A 19,381-nucleotide genomic window follows, 5' to 3' on the forward strand; every position below is an offset into this window, starting at 1 on the left:
GATTTACCCAGCTTTATATTCTGTTACCAGTTCTTCGATAAACTTCGTCAGTTCTACTTTGCCACTGTTTGTTTCTGCACTGGTGATAAAGTAATCGGGCTCTTCTTCAAAGATTTCTCTGGTCTTCTTCAGAAATTTCTGAATATTCTGATCAGTTTTTGCCCTGGACTGCTTATCCGCCTTAGTGAACACCAACGCCGTAGGAACTTCTTGGCTTACACACCAAAGCAAAAATTCCAAATCAATCTGTTGAGGTTCTAATCGGCTGTCTATCAGAACAAATACGCCGCAGAGGTTTTCTCGTTTTGTCAGATAGGTTGAAATCATGTTCTCCCAGCCTTGTTTTATCTTCAGGTTTACTTTGGCGAAGCCATATCCGGGAAGATCGACCATGTACCACTTGTCATTGATCATGAAGTGGTTGATCAATTGGGTTTTACCGGGTTTTTGGGAGGTCTTTGCCAAACTCTTTTGGTTGACCAGCATATTGATCAGTGAGCTTTTGCCCACATTTGATCTGCCGATAAAAGCAATCTCAGCACGGTCTGGTCTGGGACAATTGCTGGGATCTGCGTTGCTGACTACGAAGGTGGCTGTTTTGATCATCTATTTTTCTTTGTATACAAAAGTACGACAATATCTGAAAAGGATTTTGGAGCGATCATCGCGGAGAATTCGCTTTTACCAAAAACCTTCGAGGGTTCGAAATGGGAAAGTTGATATTCTCAAATTAGACCTAAAAAAAGTAACCCCCGAAGGGTTACTCAATTGAGGATTGTTAAAGGTGATTTACTTGCTTTGGATAGTTACTTTTTTCCATTCCTCGTGTTTCTTCCCTATTATTGCTCTTTCAAAGACAGAATTCTGATGGCGGTAGTTCCTTACAAAGACAAGCAAGATTCCAAAAAAGATCAAGTTGCTGAAATGTTCAATAACATCTCCGGCAAATATGATTTGCTCAATCACGTGCTCAGCATGGGAATTGATATCACTTGGAGAAGAAAAGCAATTAAATATCTGAAAGATGATCAGCCTAAACTGATCTTGGATATTGCCACGGGAACGGGAGACTTCGCAATTGAAGCGCTTTCGTTGAATCCTGATAAGATCATCGGAGTGGATATTTCTGAGGGAATGCTGGAGGAAGGCCGTAAGAAATTGAGGAAAAAAGGGCTTGAGGATAAAATTGAGCTTCAGCTTGGGGATTCGGAAGGGCTGCTTTTTGAGGATAATAAGTTTGATGCGGTTATCGTTTCATTTGGAGTTAGAAACTTTGAAAATCTGGAGAAAGGGTTGGCGGATATGTATCGTGTACTGAAGCCGGGAGGCAAGGCGGTGATCCTAGAATTCAGCAAGCCAAGAAAAGCTCCGATGAAGCAGGCGTATGCTTTCTATTCCAAGGCGATTCTTCCGCAGATTGGCAAGATTGTTTCCAAAGACAATTCTGCTTACACTTATCTACCTGAGTCAGTACAGGCTTTTCCGGATGGAATGGATTTTCTGAGAATTATGAATAAAGTCGGATTCACAAGCAACCTATGCAAACCACTTACATTTGGAATAAGCTCAATCTACGTAGGGACAAAGTAGTCCTATTCGCTGTAGCCTCTTTCTTGGCAGCGATGCCGACATTTGGGCAGGGGATGTTTGGCTTGTCATCGGCGTCTAGCTCAGATAATAAGACGTTTTCCTATGGGTTTTTCCTTGCTGCTCATAACAGTACGTATCAGATGAAGTATTCTGATCTTTATTTTGATGACAATGCTTCCTCCGATGTACGGAGTATACAGCCTAAATATACACCGGGTTTTTCGCTGGGATTTTTGGGAATGCTACAATTCCATGACCAGCTAATTTTGCTTTTCACTCCTAAGGTGGGGTTTTATGAATATAAGACCGAAGTGACCTATTTTAACGAAGATGTGGATCCCAGTTTAATTATTACTGATGGGAGTAATGAATTATCTCAGGGAGGAGTTCAGGTTTATAGTTCTGAAGCCACGATGGTAGAGTTGCCTTTGCTTTTGAAATATCGTTCCGTGAGGTTCAACAATACCCGGATGTATTGGCTGGGAGGGGCAAGCTATCAGTTTCGGACCAAAAGTCAGGATGAAGCTAATGTAGATGATATCGTCATGACAGGACGGGATGTCTCTCTTGAAGCTGGAATGGGGTTTGAAATTTATTTCAAATACTTCAAGTTTGCCCCGGAAATCCGTTTTTCCCACGGCTTGATGAATGTCTATCAGGTAGAAAATACCCGTACTGATCTTCAAGCGGCCATTGAGTCGATTAGAAGAAAATCAATTACTGTTTATCTGAATTTTCAGTAGCAGGTTGGAAATTGAAAAGCAGTAAGGGAGGTTTTTAAACTTCAAATTTGCTCATTGACTAGTGAAAATTGTCCATTGATAATTTTTTAACTTTCAGCATGAAAAACAAAATTGCCTTAGTCACAGGAGCGACGTCTGGAATCGGAAAAGCTGCGGCGATCACCCTCGCCAAAATCGGGTATAACATCATCGCCACGGGAAGGCGTGGAAACCGACTTGAGGAATTGAAGTCTGAATTGCCTCAGGATATTGATTTTTTGCCTTTGGTATTTGACGTCCGGGATCGGGAAAAAGTAAAGGAGATCCTCGATAATCTTCCCGAGAAATGGAAAGCTATAGACGTGCTGATCAATAATGCAGGAAATGCCCACGGTATGGATCCTGTTCATTCTGCCAATTTGGATGATTGGGATGCAATGTTGGATATCAATGTGAAGGGACTTTTGTATGTGTCCAGAGCAGTTATCCCCGGAATGACAGAAAGAAAATCAGGAATGATTATCAATATAGGTTCCATCGCAGGCAAGGAAGTCTATCCCAATGGAAGTGTGTATTGCGGTTCCAAGCATGCTGTAGATGCCATCACAAAGGGAATGAGAATGGACTTGAATCCTTTTGGTATCCGTGTGGTGGCGATTCATCCGGGCTTGGTAGAAACTGAATTTTCCCTAGTCCGTTTCAAAGGAGATGATAGCCGTGCAGAGACTGTTTATCAAGGATTGGAACCATTGGTAGCTCAGGATATTGCAGATATCGTAGAATTTGCGGTAACTAGGCCTGCGCATGTGACGATTGCCGATGTGGTGGTTTTACCGACAGCACAGGCTTCGGCTACTATCGTAAAAAGAGATTCTTGATCGTGAAGAAATATTATTTTCCCTTATTCTTGGTTTTAGCTGCCTGTGGTACAGCACAAAAAAGCGATCAGGAAATTTTCTCTGAGCAGCAGCGAAAAGTGTTGGATCCTGTCAAAGAAGTAGAGTTGGAAGTAAAAAAGCCACAGTTGGAAGAAAAGCTGATTTCCCAGGGATTGGTGGATGTGGAAGAGGTAATTCCCGGTATAAAAGTCGAACTGAAATATTCCACCACGGATAATTTCTTTGGGAAGGACGTGTATGGTGATCTGACCAAGGCTTATCTCCAGCCTGAAGTAGCAGACCGGTTGAAAAATGCCCAAGAAATGCTCCGGGGTCAGTTTCCTGATTACATCTTGCTAGTCTATGATGGAGTACGCCCCTTGAGCGTGCAGCAGATTCTTTGGGACAATCTGGACAAACCGGATAGCATAAAGCCGCTTTATGTCGCAGACCCTAAAAAAGGCAGCTTGCACAATTTCGGAGTCGCTGTGGATTTGACAATATTTGACACAAAATCTGACTCCACGCTGGATATGGGTACTGGGTACGATTACTTTGGCTATCCTGCATATCCTGACCGTGAAAAGCAAATGCTGTCGGAAGGAAAGCTCACAGCAGATCAGATAGCTAACAGGGATATTCTGCGAAAAGTAATGAAGGCAAATGGCTTCTCGGGAATAGGTTCGGAATGGTGGCACTTCAATGCTTTTTCCCGAAAAGAAGCAGGAGAAAAGTTTGCTATTGTCAAGTAGTACTAGTCAATTCTCAAATTCAATATTCAATTAACAATTTTCAACAATCTAACAACTCAAAATCCTATGACCTTAAAACGAACAGCCCTGGTCCTTGGGCTTATTTTCAGCGCAATATTGGCGGCTCCGGCGCAGCAATTCAAAGCATTGGTTTTCAGTAAAACTGCCGGCTTCCGCCACCAGTCCATTCCTGAGGCAGTAGCCGCGTTGAAAAAAATGGGAAAAACCCAGGTTTTCAGTGTGTACACTACTGAAGATGCCGGTGAATTTACCGACGAAAAATTGGAAAAATATGATGTGGTGATTTTGACTTCTACCACGGGCACGATCTTTAATGATGAGCAAAAGGCTGCTTTTCAGCGATACGTTCAAAGTGGCAAAGGTGTAGTGGGGATCCACTCTGCTACTGATACTGAATACGAGTGGCCTTGGTACAATAAGATGATAGGAGCCTATTTTCTTTCCCATCCTGCACAGCAGACGCTAAGACTTGACGTAGTGGATCAGACACATCCATCTACATGGCATCTGCCGAAAAACTGGCTGTGGACAGATGAATTGTATGAGTTCAAAGAAATTAATCCTGACATCAAGGTTCTGATCAAAGCGGATGAAAGTACGTATAAAGTAGCCAAGGGAAATGGTGACAACCATCCTATGGCTTGGTATCATGAATTTGATGGCGGAAGAGTGTTCTATACTGCGCTAGGCCATGTGGAGTCTGCCTGGGAAGATCCTGATTTCTTAAAGCACCTTTATGGAGGTATCTGGTACGCTGCTACGGGCGAGCCTTATAAGCAGTAATTCGAAAACCTTCTGTCAGTTATGGCAGTTAAGACACTCAAATCCTCTTGTCTGCAATAGCTGAATTTGGTGGCTCAGAGATTTTGAGGGTAATGATAAAAATGAAAATCTGATTTACCGGAACTTAATGCCGGTAATTCGGTTTTCTAAGTAAAAATCAAGAATACCATGCTACAAGCACAAGCAAGACCTGTTCACCTCTACATGGAGGCTAATCCGAATCCCAATTCTTTGAAATTTGTAGCCAACTTTATGTTGGTGGATGAGGGGGTAAGTTTTGATTTTCCGGATGCTGAAGGTGCCAAAATAAGCCCATTGGCTCAGGAATTGTTCAATTTTGCCGCAGTGGAACGTGTATTTATCGCCTCAAATTTTGTGACGGTCACCAAATCGGAGAGTGTAGAGTGGGCCGAGATTCAGGGTATAGTTCGAGATCACATCAAGCAATACCTAGAGGCAGGCAAGGCTCCCGTTCCCGTAGCTTTTGAGAAAGATCCGCTTTTTGATGAGAATGATTCTGAGGTGGTAAAGAAGATCAAGGGAATTTTGGATGAGTATATTCGCCCGGCTGTAGAGCAAGATGGAGGAGCTATCGTTTTTCATTCTTTCCATGATGGTGTGGTCAAAGTTCAGTTGCAAGGCTCATGCTCGGGCTGTCCTTCCAGTACTGTCACTTTGAAAGCGGGTATTCAGAATCTTCTTACCAGAATGCTTCCTGATGAAGTGAAGGAAGTGGTGGCTGAGGGAGTATAAGCTAAAGTTATATGGGGAAAAGAGATTGGTCCTGGGCGATTCTTGGAGTTATTGCTTTGGGAATACGTTATTTGGCGGCTCAAAACCCAGATGCTACGGACGAAATTTATTCAAGAATTTTCTTTCCGGGAATTCGGAATGTAATAGATATGACGCTGGGAAGATTGCCTTTCCCCAGCGTTTATTTGTTTATAGTATCGGTGATGCTCGTTCTGCTCATATATTTTTTGAGGTTACGCAAAAGAAAAGGCTGGAGAAATAGGGTGTTCTACTCATTCCGGGCTCTAGCCAATGGACTTGGTGCCCTTGTCTTCTTTTTCCTTTTTCTTTGGGGGTTTAACTATCAGCGGACCCCTATAGTGCAACAATTGGGACTCAAGCCACAAGCCATGAATTTGGAGGAGTTGAAAAGCGAGTTGCTGATCACGCAACGTCTTGCGCAGCAGTACCGGAATTTTCTTACTGGGGACACACTGGCTATCGAAGAGATCATGCCTTATCCCGAGCTGGAGAAGCTCGTCCGGGCCAACATCGCAGCGAATCTTGATATGTTGGGGTTGAATTTTACAGGAAGGCCTAGAACCAAGCTTTTCCCACCCCCGGGATTTATGAGAAAAATGGGTATCCTAGGTATTTATTTTCCTTTTACCGGAGAAAGTTACATCGATCCTACCTTGCATGCGTTGGAGCAACCATTCACTGTGGCTCATGAGATGGCTCACAGTTATGGAGTGACAGATGAGGGGGAGGCTAATTTTATCGCTTGGGTGATCTGCACAAATTCGGATGACCCCTTATTACGTTATTCAGGGCAATTGAGATTGCTTACTTATCAGATTAGAGATTATTATAGAATGGCTCCTGAAGAGTACAAAGTATGGGTAAAAACGCTGGATCGTGGGCTGCGGAATGATCTCATTTCCTTACAGAAAGCAAGTGAGGCAATCAAAGCTTATTCGATTGAATTGAGTAGAAAGACCAATGATGTCTTCTTAAAGACTCAAGGAGTAAAAGCTGGGATTAATAGCTATCAACAGTTGCCCAAGCTGGCATTTGCGTGGCGAAAACGGATGAAGTGGGAATAGGCCTGCTATAATTGATTGTTTACCTTTTTTCTCTTTAGTTTGATGTGATTTCACAAAATCACTAGTTTGGAGTTTGCTTTACTGAACTTGATTCTTTTCGGTTAGTTGGATCAACTCATTTTTCACACCAAAACAAACTTACTTATGCGCCCAATTCTAGTTCTGCTTTGTGTCTTCTTTTTCAGTCAAATCTGTATTGCTCAAATCACTATGGATACAGAGCGGAAAGATGACGGCAGTATTGAGATCTACGCTATCAATTCAGCTCAGGTTCCCTATACTATTTTGATTGATTATTCAGATCTCACCAATATACTTCCTATTGGGTCTTCAGGCTTGGTAATGGCCCGTCCGGGCAAATCTAAAGTATCTACACTTAAGCCTAGAACTGAAGGCCAGGCAACTAATATGCGTTACACTTATTCTTTTATTAAGGGCGATTATTTTTCGAAATCGAAAATTGAACCCCTGTATCTGATTCCTCTGCCGGAAGGGACTATTGCTACTGGAATTCGTTTGACTCATATCGAAAACCGTCTTCGGCCTAAAGAGGAGAATAAAGACTATGTGGGAGTTTCCTTTAGGTTTGGGTTGCCTACTGAGATTGTTGCACCCCGCAAGGGGGTAGTTTCAGAGATCAGTATGGATAACTATGCGGATAAGAATAATTTGGATTTTGATCGTGGAGAAAACTACATAGAACTTTTCCATGGGGATGGCTCACTTACCAAGATAATGGTTTTGAGACCCGGGAGTGAAAAAGTGAAGCTGGGGCAGGTGGTTTTTCCGGGTGATGTGATCGCCGAATCTGCTGGGGAAGACTACAATTCGGGGTTTCATGTGCGGGTGGCAAATATGAAGCCTGCGAAGGATGGAAAAGGTAGGCTCAGGTATAAGATGGATCCTATCAAGTTTGTTTTCAAGGGAGGGGAGTCAGACATCTCCGAAATGCAAGAAATAGAGGTGGTGCATCCGATGGAGGTAATAACGGCGGAAATGAGTAAAAAAGAGAAGAAGATTTATGAGTCAAAAAAAGATTGAGTTACTTCTTTCGATTTCCCACCCATACACCTACAATGACAGCCACTATACCGATGTAATGGCCCAGCAATAGAACTTCCCCGTCAAGCACTCCCCAAAAGATGGCCACAATAGGTATAATATAGGTCACCGAGGCGGCAAAGACCGGAGTAGCCGTCTTTACCATCACATTGAAAATAATTAATGCGATAGCTGTGCCCATCACGCCCAGTATAGTAAGGTACCCCAAAGCAGGGAGTGCCCCTGTTACATTCACCACTTTGTAAGAAAATTGTGTGCCGGCCATCAAATAGATCAGTGCCGCCGGTAAAACCATGATCAGGGAGATAGCAGTGATCTCTATGGGTTTGAGTTTTTGAAAGCGGTATTTGATAATATTCAGATTGAATCCATAGCAGATACAGGCTAAGATCACATAGAATGCATGCGAGTTGATGTCCGTAAAAGCCCCGAATCCTGATCCCTCTTTGACAGTGACTAGCACGAAAACTCCGATAAATGCAATCGCTAAACCTATAGCATTTCTTAGTGTGATTTTGGAGTGGAAAAACAATGCGCCTATGACCACTACGGATAGGGGAGTCAGCGCATTCAGTACGCCTGTAAGTGAGCTGCTAAGTTGGGTTTGGGCTTTTGCGAAAAGAAAAGCAGGAATAAAACTTCCAACCAATCCCACGATGATTAGATTTTTGATCTGGTTTTTATCAAGTTTCCTGATCCTTGGAATAGACAAGGGGAGCAGAAATGTAGCCGCAGCTACTATTCTATAGGCTCCGACTTCTCCTGCTGAAAATACTTCCAGACCTCTTTTGATAAGGATAAATGAGCTGCCCCAAATGAGAGACAAAAGGATAAGTAAACCCCAGTTCTTGAGATTGTTGTCGGTAGTGGTAGTGGGCATCGGCTATGACAGAGGATTGTCTGCTTTGCAAAGGAAGCAAAACCCTAGAAAAGTTTCTTACCAAGTGCCGGAGAAAATTGGAAGTTAGACATCAATTGACAGCTATCTACAAATTGGGAAGAGTGAACGGGTTCTTACATTTGTATAGCCAAGCTGAACTGGCAATAAAACAAGTATTTGGATGCTCCTGATTTTACCATGGCAAATTGCATTGTAAAATATGCCGGTAACAGTTAAAAGTTTATGGGTATAGCCAAACAAACCCATCAAATCAAGAAAGTTTTTATGTTTATAACCATTTTTTAAATCAAATTTATTGTTAATTTTATGGTTATAACCATAAAAAATGATTTCAAGAACGACTTATTTCGAACAATTAAGAGAATTCATCGACAAGCCACAGATCAAAATCCTGACAGGAATAAGAAGAAGTGGCAAGTCCACCTCCCTATTGCTACTCAAGGAAGAGTTGTTGTCAAGGGGGATCGGTGTCGATCAAATCGTTTTGATCAACTTGGAAAGTTTTACTTTTTCCGAATTGCGCACAGCTGCACAGTTACACAATTATGTCGCAGACAGGATACAAAAAGGGAAGAAAACGTACTTGCTTCTGGATGAAATCCAAGAGGTGGTGGAATGGGAAAAAGCTGTCAACTCATTTTTGGTGGATTTTGATGTGGATATTTACCTCACCGGATCCAATTCCCATCTATTGTCTTCTGAGTTGGCTACCTATTTGGCTGGACGCTATGTGGAGATTCCCGTTTATACGCTTTCTTTTTCCGAATATTTACAATTTAGGTCTGCCTATTTCCCAAAAGAAAAAGCTGATAACAAAACCGCATTTCTTTCCTATTTGCGTTTGGGTGGCTTTCCTGTAATACATACCGCTGATTATTCAGTAGAAACAGCCTATAAAGTAGTGTATGATATCTATTCTTCTGTCATCCTCCGAGACACGGTACAACGCTACAAAATAAGGGATGTGGAGCTATTGGAGAGGATTGTCAAATATGCTTTTGACAATATTGGCAATACTTTTTCCGGCAAAAATGTAGCTGACTACTTCAAAAGCCAACAACGGAAAATAGATATCAATACGGTATATAATTATCTCAATGCGTTGGAGGGTGCTTTTATTTTATACCGTGCATCCCGGTATGATATCAAAGGGAAGGAAATTTTGAAGACCCAAGAGAAATTCTATTTGAGCGATGTGGGCTTACTCTACGCTACCATGGGTTATCGGGATAGAATGATTTCGGGTATTTTGGAAAACATTGTTTACTTGGAATTCAAAAGAAGAGGATACACCGTTTATGTAGGAAAATACATTGATAAAGAAATTGACTTCATAGCGGAGAAACAAGGGCAAAAAATATATGCCCAAGTGGCATATAAGCTGGAAAGCGAGCAAACAGTCGAGCGGGAATTTTCCACACTTTTGTCTGTCAAGGATCAATATCCAAAATTTGTGGTCACACTGGATGATTTTTGGAAAGAATCCGTTGAAGGCGTGCAGCATATCCATTTATCCGATTTTTTGTTGCATACTTTCTGATTCAAGGAATAACGATTTAAATCAAGCATGCTTTTCCGAAGATTGTCATCTGGCTGAGTCTAGTGGTAAAGTTGAAGCTAACCTTTCAACCTTACCACTTTTCATCTTTATTGCTTCTAAAAAACGTGATCAGCATAGACATCAGAGATTTGCTCTAATATCTCACAGACATGTTCGTATGATTCAGCAGTAACCATTTCGGCACGGTATTGCTTGAAGTTTGGCATTCCTCTGAAGTAATTCGTGTAGTGTCTCCTCATTTCAAGAATCCCGAGTTTTGGGCCTTTCCATTCTACAGAAAAATCCAAGTGTTTCGTTGCTACGGCAATTCTTTCTTCCAATCCCGGAAGGGCAAGCTTTTCTCCGGTAGCTAGAAAATGCTTGATCTCATTGAAAATCCAGGGGTATCCGATAGATGCTCTGCCGATCATCATGCCATCCACGTTATATTTATCCTTGTATTCTTGCGCCTTCTCAGGTGAATCTATGTCTCCGTTTCCGAATACAGGGATGTGTAGGCGTGGGTTCTCTTTCACTTTATTCAGGTAACTCCAGTCTGCCTCGCCCTTGTACATCTGTTTTCGCGTACGTGCATGTATGCTGATGGCCTGGATTCCCACGTCTTGAAGCCGCTCTGCTACTTCTACGATGCGGATGGTATCATTGTCCCACCCAAGACGTGTCTTGACTGTCACAGGGATGTTTACGGCTTTCACGATTTCCGCAGTCATGGAGACCATCTTGTCTATGTCCAGAAGAATCCCGGCACCGGCACCTTTGCAGGCTACTTTGTTTACCGGACAGCCATAATTGATATCCAAAATGTCTGGCTGAGCTTCTTCGACGATAGCTGCCGCTTCTCGCATGGAATCGATCTCGTTGCCAAAGATCTGAATCCCAATAGGTCTCTCGTAATCAAAAATATCCAGTTTAGCCACGCTCTTAGCTGCGTCACGGATCAAACCTTCCGAACTGATAAATTCTGTGTACATCAGATCCGCTCCGTTCTGCTTGCACACAGCCCTGAATGGCGGATCACTGACATCTTCCATCGGTGCGAGCAACAAGGGGAAGTCCCCTAACTCCAAGTTTCCTATCTTAACCACTTCTTATTTTAAATTTGCCGTAAATTTACCCCAATTATGGAGATATACGAAACGGATTCAGAAATAGCTAAGCGGAAGAACTGGCTTTTGTCCTTGATAGTCATTGTTTTAGTTACAATAGGCATTTTGTTGGTTCTTCAGTCTGTTGCACTGGCAGTTGCTCCTTTTCTTTTTAATTTATCTATTCAGGAGATTTTGGGGCTGATGACGGGAGATTTTTCAGCAGAGAATGGTCGGATGGCCATACTTTTTATTCAGGGAATCGGTTCTGGAATTGGCTTTTGGGTAGCCGCTTATGTGATCATTCATTACATTGATAAAGTGGATCTTCATTGGGAAATCCAATTGTCACGGTTTAATGTCTCAGGCGGGGGCTTGGTTTTGTTAATCACTTTAGGGGGAATGCTTTTCAATGGATTGCTTATTTATTGGAATTCCCAGTTGATTTTTCCTGAATCTATGTCGGGGATAGAGTCTTGGATGAAGGAGATGGAGGATCAATTACTTAAGTTTACGCTTTTCCTGACCGATTTTCAGTCAATCCCGGAGCTTTTGATGGGGGTAGTGGTGATCGGTATACTTGCCGGAATCGGTGAGGAAATGTTTTTCCGGGGGCTGATTCAGCCCAAGATGCATCAGTACACAGGTAATGCCCATGTGGGTATTTGGTTGACTGCGTTTATCTTTTCTGCAATACATGCTCAATTCTATGGTTTTCTGCCTCGATTGTTTTTGGGTGGGATGTTTGGTTACCTTTATTACTATTCCGGTAGCCTTACCTATCCGATATTAGCCCATATTGTGAATAATACCTTTACGATATTGATGGTCTATGCTTCTAACCAAGGGATGATTGATTTTGATATGGAATCGACAGATACGGTATCTTATCCTGCGGCTATTGTAGGCTTATTGGTTCTTTTGGCAGGAATCTTTTACTTTAAGAAAATAAATAAACCCGATGGAGAACTGGAACAAGGTGTTTGAAAGTCCTATGCAAGTGAGGGCTGAGATTGTCAGAAGTATTTTGGAGGAGCATCAAATTCAGGCCGTAGTGTTGAATAAAAAGGAAACAGTATATCAGATTTTTGGGAATTACGAGGTGCATGTGCAGCACGAAGATATGATGTTGGCAACTAACCTAATCCAGAATGAGATCACGTTTTAGTATCAACAATTACAGTAATCTGGGGCAGAGAGCCATCACGGCGTTGTTTGGAGCATTGATTATCGTTGGGGGATGTATTTATTCTGACTGGACGTATTTTCTTGTGTTTGCGGGGATTTTAGGGTTTTCCCAAATGGAGTTCTATAAACTGAGCGGACTTGATGGGATGCTTCCTCTGAAGAGTTTCGGCACCTTTCTGGGACTGATGATTTTCTGCTTGACCTTTATGGTGGAGAAGGAGCATCTGTCCGGGAAATATTTTTATCTTATCTTTCCGATAGTCTCACTTACCTTTTTTATTAAGCTTTATCGCAAAACAGACAAAAAACCCTTCACCGGAGTTGCGTATACTTTTTTGGGTCTTTTCTACGTGGCGGTGCCGTTTTCCCTGCTGAATCTTGCAGTATTTTCAGTAGATGCTACCTATAATTACGAGATTATCATTGGCTGTTTGTTGATTCTCTGGGCTAGCGATACGGGAGCCTATTTTGCGGGAACAAAATTTGGCAAGACTAAGTTATTCGAACGGGTTTCGCCTAAGAAGTCTTGGGAAGGCTTTTTAGGGGGAGCTTTTTCAGCAATAGGAGTGGCTTTCATCCTGACACGATATTTTCACGTAATAGAAGACTGGAAATGGCTGGTAATTGCAGGGATTATCATAATTGCAGGAACTTATGGAGATCTGATTGAATCCCTATTTAAGCGGTCCATTGAGATTAAAGATTCCGGGAGAGGACTTCCCGGTCACGGTGGATTTATGGACCGATTTGACGGATTGTTACTTTCGGCTCCATTTATCACTGCCTTTTTGAAAATATTCTAATTTGAAGCCCTCCTGATTGAAAATCTGCTTAATATTGCATCGTATTTGAATAACTAAATCAAACCCGAATATGGCTTACATTGAACCGGCTCCGATTAAGGATAAAGAGAATCCTTTGGAGTCAATGATGGAAAGATTCAACATTGCAGCTGAAAAGCTCGGCCTCTCAGACGAGGTGTACAATGTTCTGAAAAATCCAGCCAAACAAGTTATCGTATCCCTTCCTATCACGATGGACAATGGTAAAATCCAGGTCTTCGAAGGCACACGGGTAATCCACTCCAACATTCTAGGGCCTGCAAAAGGCGGTATCCGCTTTGCTCCTGATGTGCACATCGATGAGGTGCGTGCGCTGGCGGCTTGGATGACTTGGAAATGTGCGGTGGTGGATATTCCTTACGGAGGCGGTAAAGGCGGTGTGAGATGTAACCCCAGGGAAATGTCTAAGGGAGAAATTGAGCGGCTTGTAAGAGCTTATACGATGGCGATGATCGACGTCATCGGCCCCGACAAAGATATTCCTGCTCCGGATATGGGGACTGGTCCAAGAGAAATGGCTTGGCTTATGGATGAATATTCCAAAGCAAAAGGTATGACAGTAAGTTCGGTAGTGACAGGCAAGCCATTGGTACTAGGAGGATCTTTGGGAAGAACAGAGGCTACCGGTCGGGGCGTTATGGTTACTGCACTGGCGGCTATGCAAAAACTAAAAATCAATCCATTTCAGGCAACATGTGCTGTTCAGGGATTTGGGAATGTAGGCTCTTGGGCAGCCAGATTATTGGAAGAAAGGGGCTTGAAGATCGTGGCAATCTCCGATCATACCGGAGCTTTTTACAATGAGAAAGGAATCAATATCGTAGAAGCTATTGAATACCGCGATGCAAATGGAGGCAATCTGGAAGGTTTTTTGGGGGGAGAAAAAATGCTGGATGCGGGAGATCTTCTGACACTGGAAGTAGATGTGCTCGTACCGGCTGCGGTGGAAGATGTGATTACTATTCATAATGTGAATGATATCAAAGCAAAGCTTATCGTAGAAGGTGCCAACGGACCTACTTCGGCAAAAGCTGATGCCATTATCAATGAAAAAGGAATCATGGCTGTACCTGATATCTTGGCGAATGCTGGCGGGGTGACCGTTTCTTATTTCGAGTGGGTTCAGAACAGACTGGGATACAAGTGGACTGCTGACCGTGTCAACCGCCGATCTGATCGAATCATGAAAGACTCGTTTGAAGTGGTTTATCAGGCCTCCCAGAAATACGATGTCCCGATGAGAATAGCGGCATATATTGTTGCAATTGATAAAGTAGCGAAGACGTATACATACAGAGGGGGATTCTAAGCCTTTTCTAACGATAGATTATTTTATCTTTGGGGCGTGGAGATTTCTCCACGCCTTTTAATCATTTTTCTGAAGAGGGATTAGACTCTTTGTACAAAAACTTGTAATGATTTTTGCTCAGCAGATGCTTCTTTGCAACACTTTGAAGATATCCGTTTTCAACGAGGAAATCCCTAAGACCCGGCTTTTCAATTAGACTCAAATAGTAGAAAAGAAAAACTCTTTCATCCCTACCTTGGTTAGCTTCTATAATTGACAGAAATTCAGGCTTGTTGTTTTTAAGGCAAAATCCCAAGAGGTATTTTATAGACCTCAAATAGCTACCGAAAGAAGCCTCATCTAAAGTCGCTTGGAATAAGAACTTTATTTCTTTTTGGCTGGATGTTTCCATTGTAAATCCTTTTCGATATGGGACATATTCATAATCATTGCCCCGCTTATCAAAAATATTTTTTGCCAATACTCGCCATCCCCCTGATGATGTTGCCCAAAACCCAAGAAACCCATTATGTAAGCTAAAAGACTCTTCTCCTTGAACTGATTTCAATTCTTCCTCTGAATTCCCGGTTTTAATTAACATATTCCTATAAACTGAATCACCATTATAATGTATCCTGTCCCGCAGTAGGATAAAGGAATCAAGTAGTCTAAAAAACATCTGGTTAGTTTGATCCTCCCTGAATTGATCACTTTGTAATTGAAAGGTTGCATAGATATAAAAAAAACCTGCTAGAGCAGCAAACGGTCCCGCCAATGCGCCTACGAATGTGAAAGTTTCAGAGACATTCCAACAAAGTGCCCTAGAGGCTGAAACTCCTACCAATATTACTACAGGTACCGCCCAAGCACAGATTGAAGCCCAAAATTTAGGGTCTTTTATTTCACTCATCTCGAAGCCCATTTTGCAGCGCAGGAAAGCCCTTCAGTTCCTCCAAATAAAAACGCTAGCCCGAAAACTACAACCACGATAAGTAAAAGTATCCCTCCACTTGAATTATCTATTTTTGTACGTTCTTCAGGGGACATTTTAGCATATCGCTCCTAAAACTCCCTCCTAGCTTTCCTTTTGGAATATTTGCTGTAAGGGTTGGCGGGTTGTCTGGGTATATCACTTTATTTATCAGATCAAGATATTGATTTTGAAGGAAAACTATTAATTATGGTGCATAGAATTGATTTTCAAATCATTAAAATTGTGTCGCTTAAATAAAACGCAATGGTAAAATGTCCCAAATGCTCATCCGAACAAGTAACCGCCCAAAAGAAAGGATTCAGTGGAGGAAAGGCATAAGCTGGAGCTTTGGTTGCGGGATCTGTTGGCGCTCTTGCCGGAACTCATGGCAGCGGAAAAATAAAAGTCTATTGTTTGTCTTGTGGGCATACATGGGGTCCTAAGATTCAAGCAGCCAAAGAAAAGTCTGATAGTGAAGTAAAGGAATTGCTTTGCAAGCAAGAAGTTGTAAAGGCTTACGATTCGGGCAAAAAGAAGAGGCATTGAAGATTTATTCTGATAAAAGCCCCGGTACGCCCTATGATTTTGATCTATCCTCGGTTATTGACCAGGTCAGAAAAGATTCTGACACTACAGGGGCTAAAATTTTGGCGGTAATACTATTAATCCTGCTTATTGTATTCCTGATATGGATTTTTAACCAGCTTTGATATGGGAAGTTTTTGTAAACGGGACCGTTAACCAGAATATTTTACTGAATGGCTGAATGGGAGACTTTAAGTAACCTCATTACGTGGTGTTGCCGCCGGTTAAGTTGAAGAATTTTAATTTTTAAACCCTAAAACTCTTGTTTTACGTACATAAAATGTATAGAATAGTAACGCAAAGTGTAAGAAAAGTGACGCTAAAATGTTAAATCTTATTGCATTCCTGTTATTTGGCCTTACTTTCGCATACTTTTTTTAACGACAAATCTTAACTACATATGAGCACTGCTGTCCCTAAAAATATTTCAAGGACTAAACGGGAGTTGGAGGATAGTTCATTTTCCATTCAGCAAATTTTAGATCCTCAGGAAGTTGTTGATAAATATCTGGATTCATTTTCTGCTGGCATAAACAGGATTCAAGAGATTGTGCCTTTGATCATTGATATTATTGAAGGGTTGCAAGATCTTACTTGGCAATATAACAAGCCGAATGAGAGGACACTAAAAGCTTTGAATAGCCTTTTGGATATGTCTAGAGGAACAACTCAGAAACTTAATAATTTTAAGGATAGAATTCTTACTCAAGATTTCAGAGAGAAGTGCCCAGACGCGACTGAGCTACTAGAGAGCAATATCCTTATTCTAGAAGAGACGATTGATGATGTTCATGCAATCTTTTTTAGACTACCAAACAACCCCGCCTTCAAGGATATATGTGACAAATTCTCACTCCTTGACAATTGATTTTTTTTTGTACCGATAGAGTTAAAACTGATATTGAAAAGCTGGAGAAAAAGCCTAGCTATTCAAATTTAAGGCTATTGTTTTATGAGTATTTGGTTAGCCATTCTAAGCCTCAAGATTGGGAATCAGGCTCTAGGTTATGCTTGGATAATGAAAATTTTCATTTTATAAAGAGGTATTTTGGAGGCAGTGGAGCATATAGACTTTGTTATGTACTAGCTATTAGAAACGGGGAGGTAACAATTGCGGGCGTGTACCCAAAAACAGGATCTCAAGGCTAGTAATTTGACAGATGAGGGAAAGGTTATGATCCTAAATGAAGCTCACGATGGGATTAAAAATAATTCGAGATTTAAAATCGAGCTAGATACCGACAACAAATCCATATCGTTTGAATTGGAGGAAAAGAAGGAGAACGAAAGTCTCTTGACTAACCAAATTAAAAAGAAAAAGTCTAAATCTAAACGAAAAAAGGAAAAGTAATAGCCCTGATCATCTCAGGGCATTTTTGTGCCCAAACGAAATATTTTTTTCTCAATGCAAATGCCCGTAAATTGCACGGAAATCAATACTTGTTTGCAAAATCGTTGTTCTATCATTTTTGAAAACGATTGTAAGTAGTTGATTTATAGATTAATACGACTTATATTATGACTATACACAGAGAAGGAAGAGTTTTGTTGTTTTGGCTACTGATTATCTTAGTGGCCGGTAATTACCTGATCATCTACTTTATGCCGGATGCCAGGGTGCTTTCCAATGTTGCCGTTTTGGGGAGTATTGTGGGCTATCTGATAATCCTCCAGTTTTTCAGAAGTCCGATTATCCAGTTACCATCTGATGAAAGTCTGGTGTATGCTCCGGTAGATGGTAAAGTAGTAGTCATTGAAGAGACATTTGAAGGGGAGTATCTGAAAGAAAACCGCAGGCAAGTGTCGATTTTCATGTCGCCAATCAACGTGCATATCACCAGATCTCCGATCAAAGGCATAGTAGAATTTTTTCAGTACCACCCGGGCAAATACTTGGTTGCCTGGCATCCTAAGTCAAGTACGGAGAATGAACGTACTACCATGGTGGTGAAACATGAGAATGGGACCAAACTGCTCGTAAGGCAAATAGCCGGAGCATTGGCAAGAAGAATAAAATGGTATGTGAAACCGGGATCTACACTAGAACAGGGCGGAGAATTCGGATTTATTAAGTTCGGTTCCCGCGTTGATGTGTTTCTTCCAATGGACGCTGAAATCCTTGTGTCATTAGAAGCAAAAACTAAAGGAGGAAGGACTCCGATTGCGAGATTGAATGGATAAGGGTTTTTATCCTTGTTTTGTAGCGAATTGAACAATTGTACCGTTTTGGTGGATATTAACCAAACTTCTTTTCGGCTATGAAACATCTTTCCTTATTTACACTCCTCTTCATGTCCTTTTGTTTTTTTGCTTGTGACAAGGATAATGAAGAGCTTCCAAACCGGTTAGTTGGGACTTGGGAAAATCGTTATTTTGTCGATTCGGTGGACTATTGGGTGGTAAATACACTCGAATTCAAAAATGACAGTGTCTATCAGTTCAGAACTACAGTAAGAGATTTTGAAACTGGGCCGGATTTAGGCTATCGGTCTTATTATGATGATGGTTACGAATGGGATGGGAGTACTTTTATTTATTCCCCTGACCTAACTTCTTGGATTGATTATAGAGAGGAAGATTTTTACGTGCCAAAGGAGGAGTTAGTGGATGGTATAGTCGATTATTTCCGAATACCGACTGCTACTATTTCTTTTGTAGATAATAGAACTAAGATGATCTTTCAGGAGGATTGCCCTGAAGAATTTCTTCCTTGCGATGTCCCTTTTGATGCGATAGAATACCTGAGAGCTGATTAAAAAACATGTAAAAAAGCTGGTTGTGTCAATATCTTGTTGTAGCCAGCTTTTTTTTGTCATGCTTTGATTACTTTTTTATAGACTACAAATCCAAGTCCTAGCGTGCTTAGGAAAAAAATGACAGTAGTCCATTCAAAGGTTCTTCTATTGGCAAGCATCTTCTCAATGGATTTATCTCTATCTGCCAAGGCTCTTTTAAGTGCTTGTACATCTTTTTCCTGTTTGAAAGCAATAGCCTTGTAGTCCTCTCCGGTTTGGGTTGCAGTTGTAGTTTCGATTTTGCCGATCATCCGGAGTTCATCCATAATCAAATTGTCCTTTTGAATGATCCGCTCCAGCCATTCATTCGTTTCGATCATGTCCTTTTTGGTTCGGTTACCGAATATTCCTGATTTTTTACGTTCTGATTCTTTCCATTGCTGGGTGAGCATGTCTCGTTCCTGAACCATTTTTTCCAGTTTAGCCTGGCCGGCTTCTGTGAATTGTGGGATAAATAGCTTTAAAATCAATAGAATTATTCCGAAGGTCATTTTCTTAAGAGGATAAGTGACTGAAC

21 protein-coding genes are annotated in these 19,381 nt (G+C 41.5%); 16 read left to right on the forward strand and 5 right to left on the reverse strand.

Features of this window, described 5'->3' with window-relative positions; translation table 11 throughout:
- Positions 1-3 precede the first annotated feature (3 nt).
- Complete coding sequence (gene yihA / locus ID165_RS22705) at positions 4-606, reverse strand: ribosome biogenesis GTP-binding protein YihA/YsxC (RefSeq protein ID WP_192347705.1); 603 nt, start codon at positions 604-606, stop codon at positions 4-6.
- 261 nt (positions 607-867) lie between these two features.
- On the opposite strand from yihA, the gene ubiE reads away from it, so the two are divergent.
- The 8 genes from ubiE to ID165_RS22745 all read left to right on the forward strand — a co-directional run bounded on the left by ubiE (position 868) and on the right by ID165_RS22745 (position 7,625).
- A complete protein-coding gene (gene ubiE / locus ID165_RS22710; RefSeq protein ID WP_192351726.1) occupies positions 868-1,590 on the forward strand; it encodes a bifunctional demethylmenaquinone methyltransferase/2-methoxy-6-polyprenyl-1,4-benzoquinol methylase UbiE in 723 nt (240 codons plus the stop codon).
- On the forward strand, positions 1,539-2,333 hold the full coding sequence (locus tag ID165_RS22715; RefSeq protein WP_192347706.1) for an outer membrane beta-barrel protein: 795 nt from the start codon (positions 1,539-1,541) through the stop codon (positions 2,331-2,333). The genes ubiE and ID165_RS22715 overlap by 52 nt, the downstream gene beginning before the upstream one ends.
- Positions 2,334-2,431: 98 nt before the next feature.
- Positions 2,432-3,190 (forward strand): SDR family NAD(P)-dependent oxidoreductase, encoded by a 759-nt coding sequence (locus ID165_RS22720; protein WP_192347707.1) that lies wholly within the window; start codon positions 2,432-2,434, stop codon positions 3,188-3,190.
- 2 nt (positions 3,191-3,192) lie between these two features.
- Entirely contained in the window at positions 3,193-3,942 is a 750-nt protein-coding gene (locus ID165_RS22725; RefSeq protein WP_192347708.1) for a M15 family metallopeptidase, read from the forward strand.
- A gap of 66 nt (positions 3,943-4,008) precedes the next feature.
- Complete coding sequence (locus tag ID165_RS22730; RefSeq protein ID WP_192347709.1) at positions 4,009-4,746, forward strand: ThuA domain-containing protein; 738 nt, start codon at positions 4,009-4,011, stop codon at positions 4,744-4,746.
- Between the two features lie 168 nt (positions 4,747-4,914).
- Positions 4,915-5,499, forward strand: a complete 585-nt coding sequence (locus tag ID165_RS22735; protein ID WP_192347710.1) for a NifU family protein — start codon at positions 4,915-4,917, stop codon at positions 5,497-5,499.
- An 11-nt stretch (positions 5,500-5,510) separates the two neighbouring features.
- Positions 5,511-6,584 (forward strand): DUF3810 domain-containing protein, encoded by a 1,074-nt coding sequence (locus ID165_RS22740; protein WP_192347711.1) that lies wholly within the window; start codon positions 5,511-5,513, stop codon positions 6,582-6,584.
- A gap of 144 nt (positions 6,585-6,728) precedes the next feature.
- Positions 6,729-7,625: a hypothetical protein gene (locus tag ID165_RS22745; protein WP_192347712.1), complete on the forward strand. Its 897-nt coding sequence runs from the start codon at positions 6,729-6,731 to the stop codon at positions 7,623-7,625.
- Between the two features lies 1 nt (position 7,626).
- Here the strand turns inward: ID165_RS22745 and ID165_RS22750 are convergent, their stop codons facing one another.
- Positions 7,627-8,526 carry a DMT family transporter gene (locus tag ID165_RS22750; protein ID WP_192347713.1) on the reverse strand — a complete coding sequence of 300 codons (900 nt, stop codon included), beginning with the start codon at positions 8,524-8,526 and terminating at the stop codon, positions 7,627-7,629.
- A 346-nt stretch (positions 8,527-8,872) separates the two neighbouring features.
- Here ID165_RS22750 and ID165_RS22755 point away from each other — a divergent pair, with 346 nt between their 5' ends.
- Complete coding sequence (locus tag ID165_RS22755) at positions 8,873-10,087, forward strand: ATP-binding protein (protein WP_192347714.1); 1,215 nt, start codon at positions 8,873-8,875, stop codon at positions 10,085-10,087.
- Between the two features lie 116 nt (positions 10,088-10,203).
- On the opposite strand, the gene dusB is transcribed toward ID165_RS22755, so the two are convergent.
- The gene (dusB, locus tag ID165_RS22760; RefSeq protein WP_192347715.1) at positions 10,204-11,193 is read right to left on the reverse strand and encodes a tRNA dihydrouridine synthase DusB; all 990 of its coding nucleotides are present in this window, start codon (positions 11,191-11,193) and stop codon (positions 10,204-10,206) included.
- 36 nt (positions 11,194-11,229) lie between these two features.
- On the opposite strand from dusB, the gene ID165_RS22765 reads away from it, so the two are divergent.
- The 4 genes from ID165_RS22765 to ID165_RS22780 all read left to right on the forward strand — a co-directional run bounded on the left by ID165_RS22765 (position 11,230) and on the right by ID165_RS22780 (position 14,532).
- A complete protein-coding gene (locus ID165_RS22765; protein ID WP_192347716.1) occupies positions 11,230-12,180 on the forward strand; it encodes a CPBP family intramembrane glutamic endopeptidase in 951 nt (316 codons plus the stop codon).
- On the forward strand, positions 12,155-12,361 hold the full coding sequence (locus ID165_RS22770) for a putative signal transducing protein (RefSeq protein WP_192347717.1): 207 nt from the start codon (positions 12,155-12,157) through the stop codon (positions 12,359-12,361). The genes ID165_RS22765 and ID165_RS22770 overlap by 26 nt, the downstream gene beginning before the upstream one ends.
- Positions 12,345-13,184 carry a phosphatidate cytidylyltransferase gene (locus ID165_RS22775; RefSeq protein ID WP_192347718.1) on the forward strand — a complete coding sequence of 280 codons (840 nt, stop codon included), beginning with the start codon at positions 12,345-12,347 and terminating at the stop codon, positions 13,182-13,184. Before ID165_RS22770 ends, ID165_RS22775 begins: the two co-directional genes overlap by 17 nt.
- 70 nt (positions 13,185-13,254) lie before the next feature.
- Entirely contained in the window at positions 13,255-14,532 is a 1,278-nt protein-coding gene (locus tag ID165_RS22780; RefSeq protein ID WP_192347719.1) for a Glu/Leu/Phe/Val dehydrogenase, read from the forward strand.
- 61 nt (positions 14,533-14,593) lie between these two features.
- Here the strand turns inward: ID165_RS22780 and ID165_RS22785 are convergent, their stop codons facing one another.
- Entirely contained in the window at positions 14,594-15,421 is an 828-nt protein-coding gene (locus tag ID165_RS22785) for a hypothetical protein (RefSeq protein ID WP_192347720.1), read from the reverse strand.
- Positions 15,422-16,469: 1,048 nt separating this feature from the next.
- On the opposite strand from ID165_RS22785, the gene ID165_RS22790 reads away from it, so the two are divergent.
- The 3 genes from ID165_RS22790 (at position 16,470) to ID165_RS22800 (ending at position 18,825) form a co-directional block, all read left to right on the forward strand.
- Positions 16,470-16,937 carry a hypothetical protein gene (locus tag ID165_RS22790; RefSeq protein ID WP_192347721.1) on the forward strand — a complete coding sequence of 156 codons (468 nt, stop codon included), beginning with the start codon at positions 16,470-16,472 and terminating at the stop codon, positions 16,935-16,937.
- A 650-nt stretch (positions 16,938-17,587) separates the two neighbouring features.
- Positions 17,588-18,250, forward strand: coding sequence for a phosphatidylserine decarboxylase family protein (locus tag ID165_RS22795; RefSeq protein ID WP_192347722.1), 663 nt, complete (start codon positions 17,588-17,590; stop codon positions 18,248-18,250).
- A 77-nt stretch (positions 18,251-18,327) separates the two neighbouring features.
- Positions 18,328-18,825 (forward strand): hypothetical protein, encoded by a 498-nt coding sequence (locus ID165_RS22800; protein ID WP_192347723.1) that lies wholly within the window; start codon positions 18,328-18,330, stop codon positions 18,823-18,825.
- Positions 18,826-18,881: 56 nt separating this feature from the next.
- On the opposite strand, the gene ID165_RS22805 is transcribed toward ID165_RS22800, so the two are convergent.
- Positions 18,882-19,355 (reverse strand): Clp protease ClpB, encoded by a 474-nt coding sequence (locus ID165_RS22805; RefSeq protein WP_192347724.1) that lies wholly within the window; start codon positions 19,353-19,355, stop codon positions 18,882-18,884.
- Between the last annotated feature and the right edge of the window lie 26 nt (positions 19,356-19,381).

It is taken from the genome of Algoriphagus sp. Y33 (genome assembly GCF_014838715.1).
In the GTDB taxonomy this organism is placed as follows: domain Bacteria; phylum Bacteroidota; class Bacteroidia; order Cytophagales; family Cyclobacteriaceae; genus Algoriphagus.